Annotated in this window: 11 protein-coding genes; 3 read left to right on the forward strand and 8 right to left on the reverse strand. The window is 71.2% G+C overall.

Features of this window, described 5'->3' with window-relative positions:
- Positions 1 to 23: 23 nt before the first annotated feature.
- The 3 genes from AB0383_RS42560 to AB0383_RS42570 form a co-directional block, all read right to left on the reverse strand.
- Positions 24 to 584: a hypothetical protein gene (locus AB0383_RS42560; RefSeq protein ID WP_366190250.1), complete on the reverse strand. Its 561-nt coding sequence runs from the start codon at positions 582 to 584 to the stop codon at positions 24 to 26.
- 227 nt (positions 585 to 811) lie between these two features.
- The gene (locus AB0383_RS42565) at positions 812 to 1,381 is read right to left on the reverse strand and encodes a TetR/AcrR family transcriptional regulator (protein ID WP_366190251.1); all 570 of its coding nucleotides are present in this window, start codon (positions 1,379 to 1,381) and stop codon (positions 812 to 814) included.
- A complete protein-coding gene (locus AB0383_RS42570; protein WP_366190252.1) occupies positions 1,378 to 2,163 on the reverse strand; it encodes an SGNH/GDSL hydrolase family protein in 786 nt (261 codons plus the stop codon). Before AB0383_RS42570 ends, AB0383_RS42565 begins: the two co-directional genes overlap by 4 nt.
- Positions 2,164 to 2,315: 152 nt before the next feature.
- Here AB0383_RS42570 and AB0383_RS42575 point away from each other — a divergent pair, with 152 nt between their 5' ends.
- Positions 2,316 to 2,642 (forward strand): helix-turn-helix transcriptional regulator, encoded by a 327-nt coding sequence (locus AB0383_RS42575; RefSeq protein ID WP_366190253.1) that lies wholly within the window; start codon positions 2,316 to 2,318, stop codon positions 2,640 to 2,642.
- A 717-nt stretch (positions 2,643 to 3,359) separates the two neighbouring features.
- On the forward strand, positions 3,360 to 4,268 hold the full coding sequence (locus AB0383_RS42580) for an NAD(P)H-binding protein (RefSeq protein ID WP_366190254.1): 909 nt from the start codon (positions 3,360 to 3,362) through the stop codon (positions 4,266 to 4,268).
- A gap of 348 nt (positions 4,269 to 4,616) precedes the next feature.
- Here the strand turns inward: AB0383_RS42580 and AB0383_RS42585 are convergent, their stop codons facing one another.
- Complete coding sequence (locus AB0383_RS42585) at positions 4,617 to 5,762, reverse strand: hypothetical protein (protein WP_366190255.1); 1,146 nt, start codon at positions 5,760 to 5,762, stop codon at positions 4,617 to 4,619.
- 271 nt (positions 5,763 to 6,033) lie between these two features.
- Here AB0383_RS42585 and AB0383_RS42590 point away from each other — a divergent pair, with 271 nt between their 5' ends.
- Positions 6,034 to 6,729: an MOSC domain-containing protein gene (locus AB0383_RS42590; protein WP_366190256.1), complete on the forward strand. Its 696-nt coding sequence runs from the start codon at positions 6,034 to 6,036 to the stop codon at positions 6,727 to 6,729.
- A gap of 50 nt (positions 6,730 to 6,779) precedes the next feature.
- Here the strand turns inward: AB0383_RS42590 and AB0383_RS42595 are convergent, their stop codons facing one another.
- The 4 genes from AB0383_RS42595 to AB0383_RS42610 all read right to left on the reverse strand — a co-directional run bounded on the left by AB0383_RS42595 (position 6,780) and on the right by AB0383_RS42610 (position 12,018).
- Positions 6,780 to 8,354, reverse strand: coding sequence for a beta-N-acetylhexosaminidase (locus AB0383_RS42595; protein ID WP_364182058.1), 1,575 nt, complete (start codon positions 8,352 to 8,354; stop codon positions 6,780 to 6,782).
- 130 nt (positions 8,355 to 8,484) lie between these two features.
- Complete coding sequence (locus AB0383_RS42600) at positions 8,485 to 9,291, reverse strand: helix-turn-helix domain-containing protein (RefSeq protein WP_366190257.1); 807 nt, start codon at positions 9,289 to 9,291, stop codon at positions 8,485 to 8,487.
- 23 nt (positions 9,292 to 9,314) lie between these two features.
- Positions 9,315 to 10,097 carry an alpha/beta fold hydrolase gene (locus AB0383_RS42605; RefSeq protein ID WP_366190258.1) on the reverse strand — a complete coding sequence of 261 codons (783 nt, stop codon included), beginning with the start codon at positions 10,095 to 10,097 and terminating at the stop codon, positions 9,315 to 9,317.
- Between the two features lie 46 nt (positions 10,098 to 10,143).
- Positions 10,144 to 12,018 (reverse strand): propionyl-CoA synthetase, encoded by a 1,875-nt coding sequence (locus AB0383_RS42610; protein WP_366190259.1) that lies wholly within the window; start codon positions 12,016 to 12,018, stop codon positions 10,144 to 10,146.
- Between the last annotated feature and the right edge of the window lie 129 nt (positions 12,019 to 12,147).

Below are 12,147 nucleotides of genomic sequence, written 5' to 3' on the forward strand. Positions count from 1 at the left end.
CCGGTGCGTTCTCGAAGACGTACTTAGGCGACGGCCTGCTGCGCCTCCAGCTCGATCTCGCGTTCGGCCCGATCGGCGCGTTCGGCGGTGGCGCGCAAGCGGTTCGCGCGGACGTGGGCCGAGTGTCCGATCAGGATGGTCGCGGACGCCTGCAGCAGGGCGATCACCGAATCGCCGACGGGGTGCGACGCGCCGCCGGCGATCATTGTCGCCTCGTACGCGGCCATCGCGAGCGCCGAAGACGGCCATGCCTTGCTCGCCGGGTAGCGCGCCCACACCGTGTACGCGGCGATCAAGATGCCGGGCTGGCCGAGTGTCGCGCGGAAACCGCAGAGGTAGAACGCGCCCATCAGCGCCGTGACGGCCAGCAGCGAGCCGATCGGGAACCGGCGGCGGACGAGTAGCGGCGCGGCGCCGACGGCCGCGAGGACCAGCCCGAACGCGCCCGGCCGGTCGCCCAGCTCGCCGCCGCGCACGGCCGCGCCCGCCAGCAGGAACACGGCGACCGCGGCCGCGAGCAGGTTGTCCGCCAGCACCGGGTGCATGCGAAGCCCGCGCACCACCCCCACCCCGTACACCGGCACGGAGGCGAAGCTACCGGCCTGACCGGCGGAAACCCAGTCGGCTACGACCGGCGCGGTAGTACGGCGCGGCGCGTACCGCCAAGGTTTACCGCCGGCTGCGGCGGAAGAGGGATTCGAGCGGGCGGTTCGTCCGGATAGCGTCTGGCGCGAATGGTCACCCATTCGGCGTTGCTCGGCGGGGAGCGCCCGAGGCCGGGGAGGTCCCCGGAGCTGCTCCCCGCCGAGCATCAGCCCAGGTATGCGTCGAGCGTCACCGCGAGGGCCGATTCCGGAGACGGTGCGAAGCTGGCGCCGGCCAGGCCGCCCCACAGCCACAGCTGCGCGAGCCCGTGCAGCGCTGCCCACAGCGAAGCTGCGACGAGCCGCGGGTCGGTGCCGGGCTTGAGCCGGTCGTCGTACGCGGCTTCGCGGTCGAGGCGCACGAGGTCGGCGAAGTAGTCGAAGACGGCGCTGCTCGCGGCCACAAGCCCGGGTTCGGCCGGGTCGATGAGGTCGCGGCGGAACATCAGCTCGAACATCGCGGGGTTGGCCAGCGCGAAGGCCACGTACGCGTGGCAGGCAGCCGTCACGCGCTCACGCGGGTTGCCTTCGGGCAGCTTCGCGCCGCGTTCGAGCAGCTGCGCGAAGCCGAGCGTCGCGACGGCCGACAGCAGTTGGGCGCGGCCGGAGAAGTGCCGCAGGGGCGCGCCGTGGGAGACGCCGGCGGCCTTCGCGATGCCCCGCAGCGTCACCGCGTCCACGCCTTCGTCGGCGAGCAGAGTCTCCGCGGTGGTGATCAGCCGCTGGCGGGCGCTCATAGCTGCGCTTCGGAGAACGCGACGGGCAGCAGGTCGGGGCGCTTGGGGAAAAAGCCGTCGCCGGGCGAGCGGCCGATCAGGCGGTTGTGCAGACGGGTGAAGGCGACCGGCATGACCTCCTGCCAAAACCACTGCAGGTCCGCGCGCAGGCTCGGGCGCGCGGGCAAGCCGGGGAGCGGCTGGAGCCAGCCGTCGTTGTGGCCGATGTGGAGGCGGTTCAGGACGTGGCCGGCCACCCGCAGGTGGCCCGCTTCGGACAGGTGCAGGCGGTCGGGGCCGAAGTAGCGCGAGTCGTGGGCGGCGTGGTCGGGCCACAGGTCCACAAGCTTGGCGCCGTAGCTCACGGACGCTTCGCGGATGGCGTCGTTGAGGGCGGTCACGCGCGGGTGCATGCGGGCGCCGAAGGGCATCCGGTGGGCGATGTCGCTCAAGGTGAAGGTGATCACCGTAGGCGCGATGTGCGTGCACCGGCGGATCGCGGCGTCGACGCGGCGCGCGACGGTGCGGGGGTTCCAGCCGCCGCTCATCACATCGTTGCCGCCGCCGAACAGGGCGATCAGGTCGGGCGCGTGGCGCTCCGCGGCCGGCAGCTGCTCGACGATGATCTGGTCGAGGCGCCGGCCGCGCACCGCGAGGTTGGCGTAGCGGAAATCGGGCTCATCCTGCGCGAGGCGGCCCGCGACGAAGTCCGCCCAGCCGCGGTACTGGCTGTGGTCCGGGTACGGATCGTCGAGCCCTTCGGCGCAGCTGTCGCCGACGGCGACGAATTTCTGAAAGCTCATGTCGATCTCCGTAACCCGTGGTTCACCTTGTAGACACTGTCTATCAAACTCTAGTAGACGGTGTCTACGTGAGGTTCACTTCTTCACGGGGTTCCGGAGTTTCACCCGGATCAGTTTTGCCGACATATATCGTCCGGCGATACATTGGGTCCATGGCGATGTCCGAGCAGGTCTTCTTCATCCTCACCGCGCTGGTCGGCGAGCCGCGGCACGGCTACGGCATCGTCGGCGAAGTCGCGGAACTGTCGGAGGGGCGTGTGAGGCTCAAGGTCGGCACGCTCTACGGCGCCCTCGACCGCCTCACCGCGGAGGGCCTCGTGGAGCACGACCGCGAAGAGGTCCTGCAGGGCAGGCTGCGCCGCTACTACCGCCTGACCCGCTCAGGCGCCGACGCGGTCGCAACCGAGGCCGCCCGCCAACACGCCAACGCCGAGGCGGCGACGGCCCGCCTGCGCGGCCGGCAGACAAGACACGCGTGAACTTCGTAGCCGGGGAGGGAAAGTGACGGAACTGGAGAGACGGTACCGAGCCGTCCTGCGGCTTTTGCCGCGGTGGTACCGGGAGCGCTGGGAGGAGGACATGGTCGCGACTCTCCTGGGAGGGGAGCTGGGGCGGGTCGGAGTTCTTTCTGGTGGAAACGTTGTGGTGGTGGGGAAACCACCGGTGGCGGTTTCGGCTGGGTCGACCGCGCTGGGGTGAGGGGTGTGGCCGGAAACGGCTTGGCTGCGGGGATTGGCAGACGGCGAGGGCGCTGGGGCACCTGGTTTCGGTGGACGTGAGCCGGGGCGAGGCGCTGGGAGTTCTGTGAGCCCGGGAAAAACGGTCGGCGAGGCCGACGCGGACGCCGGGTTGCCCGGGGCTCTGCCGAGCGGCCTGGCGGGCGAAACTTCGGAGAGCGGTTCGGCCGGGGCAGGGATACACGGTCGTGCGGCTGCACCCGGAAGGGGCGTGGCCGCAGGCGAAAAAGGCGACGAGACCGGTTCGGCACCCGAATTGAGGCAGCCGTCGTCCGAGGGCGTGGCCGGCCGCCGCGTGGGTGCCGGCGATGCGTCGGAAGGCGACTTGCGTGGCCGTGCCGTCGGGCCGAGGCGGTCCGCCGGTGATGAAGCTGGAGAGGCATCGCGGCCGCGACCCGGCGTGAGGGTGGGGTGAAGGCCGCTGGACCATGGCCGGGCCCGTCCGCGATGATCTTCGCCATGAAAATCCTGGTGGTGGGTGGAAGCGGCTTGCTGGGGCACCACGTGCTGGAGCAGCTGAGGCTGCGCGGGCACGAGGCGACCACGGTGGCCCGCACGCCCCGCGAAGGCGTCGACCGAGTCCTCGACGTCACGACGGCCTCGGAAGACGACCTGCGTGAGCTCCTCGCCGGCCACGACGGCGTGGTGTTCGCCGGCGGCAGCGACGACCGGAGGGTCGACAAGGGACCGGTCGCGCCGCGGCTGCACGCGGGCAACGTCGCGCCGGTGGTCGCGCTGCTGAAGGCGGCGCGCGAGGTCAGGTGCACCAGGGCGGCGGTGCTCGCGTCGTACTACACGTACTTCGACCGCGTGCACCCCGAGTGGGGCCTGGCGGCGAAGCACCCGTACGTGCGCAGCCGGATCGAGCAGGCGAAGCTCGCCCGCGAGACGGCCGGGCCGGACCTGCCGGTGGCGATCATCGAGGTGCCGTACGTGTTCGGCGTCGCGCCCGGGCGGGTGCCGGAGTGGTCGGTGCCGGTGGTGAAGTGGGTGCGGTCGTCGGCACCGCTGTTCGCGCCCCGGGGCGGCAGCGCGGCGACGAGTGCGCGGGGCGTCGGCGTCGTGACCGTCGACGCTCTCGAGGACTGCTCGGGCGCGGACCTCCCCGTGGTCGAGGAAAACCTGCGCTGGACGGACATGCTCACCCGCATGGCCGGCGCCGCCGGAAAGCCTCGCTCGGTTCGCACGGTGCCCGCCGGCGTCGTCCGGGCGATGTTCCGCCTCGGCGGTCGCGTGAACGGCCTCACCGGCAAGCAGCCCGGTCTCACCATCGAGCACCTCGACGGGCTGTTCCTGCGCGAGCTGTTCGTCGACCCGCCCGTCCACCGCTCGGTCGACGAGGCCATCCGGGAGACGGCGAAAGCCTGACGCAACGCCGGAACAAGGCCGAGGCCGCGACATCCCCAGCAGACGAAGAACATGCTCGTGTCGTACTCCGATCAGGCGCTGGGATTCTTCTGATGGATGTCTCCCGAGTGGACTTCACCGAGGCCTCGGTGAAGTCCTGCGCACGCTAGTGACGCGGAGTCGGCGGCACTCATCGGCTGAGCCCGAGGGGGCAGGCGTGGCCCGGATCCGGCGAAGAAGCCGGGGTCCGGGCCACACCCGGTGCGCCGGTGCCGTTTCCCGTGGGAGGAAACGATTCCGGTGAGACGCCCTCCGCCCATCTCCCGAATCCACCGGTTCGGACCGGTGCGGCCGCGGATGCCGCTGTGCTCACGCCGTCAGGCGGCCCGCGACGTCGGCGATCAGGGCGAGCCGGTCGCGCTGGGGCTGGATGAGGTTTTCGAGCTGCACGCTCGCCCCGTCCCGGATATCGGCGTTGAGCGGATCAGTGGCGTCGTCCTCGACGCGGCCGATGTGCCACTCCTCGATGTTGTCGATACCCAGCTCGACGCTCAGCTGTTTGCGAAGCTCGGTCAGCTCACCGCAGCTGTAGGTCAGCTCGGCGCCGACAGTGACCAGTTTGCGGGCGTGGACGTGCTCCCAGTTCTCCACGATGGGCCTCGCGTGGTCATGGGCATCGAGCAGGCGCTTGACCGCGACTTCCCAGCTGTGCGGTGGGTCGTCGAGGTCCGACCAGGCCTGGCCGATCCGGGCGAAGGCCTCGGCGACCTCGGGCCAGGCCGACGCGGCGGCGCGCAGCACCGGCGTGGCCTCACGCCGGTAGACCGCCTTCGCCCACAACGCGCGAGCCACGTCGAACTCGTCGCAGACCAGGCGCCGCCGCTCGTCATCGGTGTCGCCGCGCTCGGGCATGGCCGGTTCCGGCTCGTCGCCGGTGAACTCGGCGAAGTGGAACTTCACCCGATCGACGGGCTGCCCACCGGCCGTCATCCGGGTGGCCTTGATGAACTTGTCGTGGTGCGCGATCGGGGAGTCGTCGCCCGCTTCGGCCAGCACGACTTCCTTCGGCTGCCGCGCTTCCCACGCGGCTTTCTCCGCTCGCACCGCTTCGAGGACCTGCTCGGCCTCGAGGGCGTGGCGGGCCGCCAGATCCTTGGCGCTCGGCGGGGCCAGTTCGGCCATCAGCGCGGTGATCTCGGGCGGCAGCCCGACGTGCCGTGTTCCGTCCGCGTGGAGGTAGGAGCCCTCGACATCCGGCTCGAAAGCGCTGCGTCGGTCGTGGAGGAGCACGCTCGTCAGAGTGGGAGCGTGCTGCTGCCACGCGGTGTGGCACCGCGTTGCCTCGTCGGGGTCGGTGAAACAGCAATACGCGACGTTTCGCCCTTCGGCACCAGGCTCGAGGGAGTCGTCGCGGACGCGCACGGAGGAATACGGGCCGTAGGGCATCAGCGCTGCGATGTCGTCGCGGGCGCGCCGCGAAGATCGGGAGGCGCGGCGCCGGGGCCACAGTCTCATCGTCGGAACCCTCCTTCCGGCGTGCAGTAGTGCTCCAGACCACACCGCAGGACTCCCCGAATCAAGATCAATCGGCTCGTGTCGCCACCAAAACGACCGAATTCTGCCGATCGCACCAGTCGGGCCGGGTCGTGTGCCGACCGTGCCGACGAGGTTCTGCGACGCTCGGCGCAAGCGTTTGCGACCACTGCGTCGGCACGCTTCGCGGTCCGGCTTCAGCGGCGGCCAAAAGCACCTGACCTGCAGCGGGCCGCGTGCTAGCTTCGCGAACGTGACCACACTCGAACTCGCCGGTGTTTTCGTCGGACGGCCCGCCGTGCTCGGGCAGCGACGGGAGCGCCCGGTGCTCAGCGCGATCGTCAAGGACCGCGTGGCCGCGCGCGAGCTGGAGCTCACGCGGCTGAACCTCGACGGCGACGAGCAGGCCGACCTGCGCGTGCACGGCGGGATCGACAAAGCCGTTTACGTCTACCCCGCGCAGCACTACGCGGCGTGGGCGGCCGATGGGTTCGACGTCGAGCTCGGGACGTTCGGGGAGAACCTCGCGGTGAGCGGCGCGGACGAGACGCGCGTGCGAATCGGCGATGTCTGGGAGTGGGGCGACGCGCGGCTGCAGGTGTCGCAGCCGCGGCAGCCGTGTTTCAAGCTGGCCATGCGGACGGGACGCAAGGACCTCGTGCCGGCGATGATCGACTCCGGGCGGTGTGGCTGGTACCTGCGGGTGCTGCGGCCGGGTCGCGTACCGACGTCCGGGGCCGTGCGCGTGGTCGAGTCCGACGCCCAGGCGCCGACCGTGGCCGAGGTGCACCTGATCGCGTTCGCCAATTTCGCGCAGCTCGAGCCGCGCATCGCGGAAGCGGGAGTCCAACGCGCGGAGAAGATCCTGGCGACGCCGGCGCTTTCGTCGTCGTACTCGGGCGGCATCCGCTCGTCGGTGAAGCGCTGGCGGATGCGCAACGCGGGCTGAAAAAGGGCCCCTCCCCTGAGAACCCAGGGAAGGGGCCCTTCGGCAAAGAACTACTTCCAGTCCACCTGCGGGGAGCGGTAGAAGTCGATCCCCTGCGCCACCCAGCGCGGCGCCTGCTTCGCCAGCCGGACGCGGTAGGTGTCCCAGTCGCGTCCGGACTGCTGCGACCAGCCGATCTCGGCCAGGCCAGGCAGGCGCGGGAACGCCATGTACTCGATGTTGTCGTTGGTGCGGATGGTCTCCGTCCACAGTGGAGCCTCGACACCGGAGACGGAGCTCTCGCCGACGCCCGGCACGAGCGTCGCGGGATCCCAGTCGTAGGAGTCCTTGACCTCCACGAGACCGGCCCAGTCCTGGCCCAGCGGCGTGTCCTCGGTGTACTTCATGTCGAGGTACGCGTGGTTCGACGGCGCCATCAGCACCTTGCCGCCGCGCGCGGCGAACGCGGCGAGGTCGGGGTTCGCGCCGCCCTGGTCCCAGTACTCCGGCATGGCCGTGGCGGGCAGGTCCGACTTCGTGATCTCGTGCCAGCCCGTGATGAGCTTGCCGTACTTCGCGACGAGCGGGTTCACCTTGGCGTAGAAGGCTTTGTAGTCCGGGTCGGACGTCGAGTGTGCCTCGTCGCCGCCGATGCCGAGGTACTTGCCGGGCGTGATGGCGGCCAGCTCGCGGATCACGTCTTCCACGAACTTGTACGTCGTCGGCGAGTCGATGCACAGCGAGCTGTAGCCGACCTCGGTGTCGGTGCGCGGCGGGACCGCGACGCCGTCGCAGTTGAGCTCCGCGTACACCGACTGGGCCGCGTTCGTGTGACCGGGCATGTCGATCTCCGGCACGATCGTGATGTGCCGCGACGCCGCGTAGGCGACGATGTCCTTGTACTGCGCCTGCGTGTAGTAGCCGCCGGGGTCGCCGTCCGCGGCGCCCTTGCCGCCCTCGGTCGCCAGGCGCGGCCAGCTCTTGATCTCGATGCGCCAGCCCTGGTCGTCGGCCAGGTGCAGGTGCAGCGTGTTGATCTTGTACTGCGCCAGCTGGTCGATGTACGTCTTCACCTGTGCCGGGTTGAAGAAGTGCCGCGCGACGTCGAGCATCGCGCCGCGCGTGCCGAAGCGCGGGTAGTCGAGCACGGTGCCGCCCGCGATCGTCCACTTGCGGAACTGCACGCTCTTCGCCTCGATCGCCGACGGCAGCAGCTGCCGCAGCGACTGCACACCCTCGAACAGGCCGTCGGCGGTGTTGGCCTTCAGCGTCACGCCCGATTTCGCCACGGACAGCTGGTAACCCTCGGTGCCCACGCGGCTGTCGGCGTGACCAAGGTCGAGCGAGATGGCGGGCAGGCCGGCGTTCACCGGCACGACCGGCAGCGGGTATCCGGTGGCGGGGCGCAGCAGGCCGCGCAGGTAGTCGGCCACCTGGTTCGTGCCCTTGCCCGCGCGGATCACGGTCAGCGGGGACAGTGTGAAGTTCGCCTTCGGGTCGGCCTTGGCCTGCACGGGCAGCGGGACGATGTCGGTGACGCTGCGTTCGGGTGCGGCGGTTGCGGCCGTCGCCGACGCCGGCAGGCCGAGCGCCGCGAGGCTCAGCACGGTCGCCCCCAGCACGGCTCTGGACAAGCTCTTCCTCACGGACTACCTCCGGTCGGGGAGAAGACAGACCTTAAGAGGTATAGACCACTAGGCAGGCCGCGGACAACAGCCGAAAGGATCGCCCGGACCTCCCGCACCCGGTTGCCCCCCGTCACGCCCGTCACGCCCGTCACGAACGGTTCGGCGCGGCCGGCCACGCGACGTCGTCGATCGCCAGCCACGGCGCCACCGCGACGGCCGCGGGCGTCAGTCCCGAAAACGCCCTCACCTCGTGGTGCAGGTGCGACTGGTCGGAGAACCCGCTCTCCGCGGCAACCTCGGCAGGCGCCCGCCCCGACGCCAGCAAATGCGCGGCATGGTCGAACCGCACCAGGCGAGCGGCGCGTTTCGGCGTGATGCCGAGCTGCGTCCGGAACCGCGCCCACAGCCGTTTGCGGCTCCACCCGACCTCGTCCGCCAGCCCCTCGACACGCGCGAGCCCCCGAGCCGCCAACGTCTGCCGCCAGCTCTGGGCCACCTCCGGATCGACGCGGCGGGACCCCAGCCGCCGCCTCAGCAACTCGGCCGCGAGTGCGAACCGGTCGTCCCACGACGCCGCCGCGCGTAGCCGATCCTCCCAGCGCGCGGCGTCGCGGCCCACGACGTCCTCGAGCGAGACCGCCCCACTCAGCGTGTCCCCGAGCACCGCCGCGGCCACGGCCGGGTCGAGCCGGATCTGCAAGCACTCGCCGATCCGGCCGGCGGCCCGAAGCTCGCCGGGACACAGCCCGACGACGACGCTGCCGCGCCCACGCCGTCCGAAAGCCTCGTAGCCGAGGCCGTCGCTCAGGTCCACGAGCACCGTGACGGCCGGGTGCGCCACCATCGTGATGTCGACGGGCGCCGGCACGGCCTGCCGGAACCCGGCCATGCGGATGCCCGGCAGCCGTCGCGTCGGGACCGCGATGTCCACGCCCGTCCAGTCGAAGGCCTGCACGTGACCACGCTAGGCGTCGCGGGTCACAGGCGGGTTGCCGCGAAGGCCAGCAGCAGCTCGCCGGTCTTCGCGGGCTCCTCGACGAGCGGCACGTGCCCCACGCCCGGCAGGTACTCGACGCGCGCCACGGCGTCGTAGTCGTGCGCCGACGACGGGTCCCATCGCGGGTCCGCCGCGCCGAACACCACCAGCGCCGGCACGTCGAGCGCGGCCAGCCGCTCGGGCATGGTCCGCTCGGCGAGGTACGCGCCGTTGTGGTGCAGCACTTGCCGGAACGCGCGATAGGTGGTCCCGCGAAGTTCGGTGACCATGTCGTCCGGGATGGCCACGGGGCGGGCCATCGTCGCCCCGATTCCGCGTCGGATGACCGCGTCCGAACGCCTCCGCCACAGCAACGGGCCGAAGGGCGGCGCCAGCAGCAGCCGCAGGATGAGCGGCTGCGGCAGGAGTGCGTCGAGCCGCGGGCCGGTGCTGATCAACGCGAGCGAGCCCACCAGGTCGGGCCGCTGTTCCGCGAGCGAGGTGGCGACGTAGCCGCCGCTCGAATGCCCGGCGACGACCACGCGGGCGACGCCCAGCTCGTCGAGCACCGCCGCGACCCGGCTCGCCTGCCGCGGCACGGCGAACGACGGTGGTGGCGTCGAGCGCCCGCAGCCGGGCAGATCGACGCGGATGACGTGGTGGTGCTCGGCCAACGCCGGCACCACCTCGCTCCAGGAGCCGCTCGTGGCTCCCGAGCCATGGATGAGCAGCAGCGGCGGCGCGTCGGCCGGGCCGTCGTGGACCACGTGGAGGTAGTCGTTCATGCCGGCGACGATGCGCCCGCGCACCGCCGCCCGTCTTGGAGAAATGTCAGCGCTGCAGCACGGCCCGCAGGGCGTCGAGCACCGCCGGGTCCTCGATCGTCGAGGGCACCGGCTCCTCGCGCCCGTTGGCGATCCCGCGCATGGTCTTGCGCAGGATCTTCCCCGAACGCGTCTTCGGCAGCGCCTCGACCACGGCGACGTCGCGGAACGCCGCCACCGGCCCGACGTCGCGGCGCACCACGGCCACGAGCTCGTCGCGCAGCTGGCCCTCGTCGACGTCCACGCCCGCCTTCAGCACGACGAACCCGCGCGGCACCTGGCCTTTGAGCTCGTCGGCGACCCCGATCACCGCGCACTCCGCCACGGCCGGGTGCGACGCGAGCGCGGCCTCCATCGATCCCGTCGACAGGCGGTGGCCGGCCACGTTGATCACGTCGTCGGTGCGGCCCATCACGAAGAGGTAGCCGTCTTCGTCGAGGTAACCGGAGTCGCCGGTGAGGTAGTAGCCGGGGAAGCGCGACAGGTAGGCCTCGCGGTAGCGCTCGTCGTCGCCCCACAACGTCGGCAGTGAGCCGGGCGGCAGCGGCAGCTTGATCACGATCGCGCCTTCGCGGCCGGCGGGCAGCTCGTCGCCGCCCTGGTCGAGCACCCGCACGTCCCAGCCCGGCACGGGCTTCGTCGCCGACCCGGGCTTCACGGGCATCGGCTCGAGGCCGCGCGGGTTGGCGGCGATCGGCCAGCCCGTTTCCGTCTGCCACCAGTGGTCGATCACGGGCGTGCCGAGGATGTCGCTCGCCCAGTGGTAGGTCTCGGGGTCGAGGCGCTCGCCGGCCATGAAGAGCGTGCGGAACTTGGCCAGGTCGTACTTCTTGAGCTCCGCCGCGCCCGGGTCGATCTTCTTCACCGCGCGCAACGCCGTCGGCGCGGTGAACAGCGCCTCCACGCCGTGCTCGGCGATGACGCGCCAGAACGCGCCAGCGTCGGGCGTGCCGACGGGCTTGCCTTCGTACAGGACGGTTGTCGCCCCGATCAGCAGCGGTGCGTAGACGATGTAGGAGTGCCCGACGACCCACCCGACGTCGGACGCCGTCCACCACGTGTCGCCCGCGTGGACGTCGTAGACCGCACCCATCGACCAGGCCAGGGCGACGGCGTGGCCGCCCGCGTCGCGCACCACGCCCTTCGGCTTCCCGGTGGTGCCGGACGTGTAGAGGATGTAGAGCGGATCCGTCGCCTTCACCGGCACGGGATCGGCCGGCTGCGCGGTCTCGACGAGGTCCACCCAGTCCAGGTCCGTGCCCGAGAGCTCCGCGGGCGCCTGCTCGCGCTGGAACACCACGACGTGGTCGGGCTGGTGCTCGGTCAGCTCCAGCGCCGCGTCGATGATCGGCTTGTACTCGACCACCCGCGTCGGCTCGATCCCGCACGACGCGGCGAGCACGAGCTTGGGCTTCGCGTCCTCGATGCGCGCCGCCAGCTCCTTCGGCGCGAAGCCGCCGAACACCACCGAGTGCACCGCCCCGATCCGCGCGCACGCCAGCATCGCGACGACCGCCTCGGGGATCATCGGCAGGTACAGGATCACGCGGTCGCCCCGCGTCACGCCGAGCGCCTTGAGGGCCCCCGCGAACACCGCCACCTCGTCGCGCAGCTCGGCGTAGGTGTAGCGCCGCTTCTGCCCCGTGACCGGGGAGTCCCAGATCAACGCGGGCTGTCCGCCGCGGCCGCCGTCGGCGTGGCGGTCGAGCGCGTTGTACGCCGTGTTCAGCTCGCCGTCGGGGAACCAGCGGTAGAAGGGTTCCCGTGAGGCGTCCAGGGCCTTCGTCGGTGGCTTCGTCCAGTCGATCGCCCTCGCCGCGTCCAGCCAGAATCCCTCGGGATCGTCCAGGCTGCGCCGGTAGGTCTCGGAATAAGCGCCCACGGTGTCTCCCTCGACAGCGTCACTCGATCCGGTCGGCCGGACCCGTCACTCATGATGGCCCTGGCGAGGGTGTCGCGCAGGTTTCACGACGGTCACGACCCACTGACCCGGCAACCCCGCGAAGGTGGC

Source organism: Amycolatopsis sp. NPDC051373, from assembly GCF_040689465.1.
Taxonomy (GTDB): Bacteria; Actinomycetota; Actinomycetes; order Mycobacteriales; family Pseudonocardiaceae; genus Amycolatopsis.

Bases quoted from the DNA above. Each gene is read 5' to 3' on its own strand.
- AB0383_RS42565 (WP_366190251.1), bottom strand. From the start codon at position 1,381: ATGAGCGCCCGCCAGCGGCTGATCACCACCGCGGAGACTCTGCTCGCC.
- AB0383_RS42570 (WP_366190252.1), bottom strand. From the start codon at position 2,163: ATGAGCTTTCAGAAATTCGTCGCCGTCGGCGACAGCTGCGCCGAAGGG.
- AB0383_RS42575 (WP_366190253.1), top strand. From the start codon at position 2,316: ATGGCGATGTCCGAGCAGGTCTTCTTCATCCTCACCGCGCTGGTCGGC.
- AB0383_RS42580 (WP_366190254.1), top strand. From the start codon at position 3,360: ATGAAAATCCTGGTGGTGGGTGGAAGCGGCTTGCTGGGGCACCACGTG.
- AB0383_RS42585 (WP_366190255.1), bottom strand. From the start codon at position 5,762: ATGAGACTGTGGCCCCGGCGCCGCGCCTCCCGATCTTCGCGGCGCGCC.
- AB0383_RS42605 (WP_366190258.1), bottom strand. From the start codon at position 10,097: ATGAACGACTACCTCCACGTGGTCCACGACGGCCCGGCCGACGCGCCG.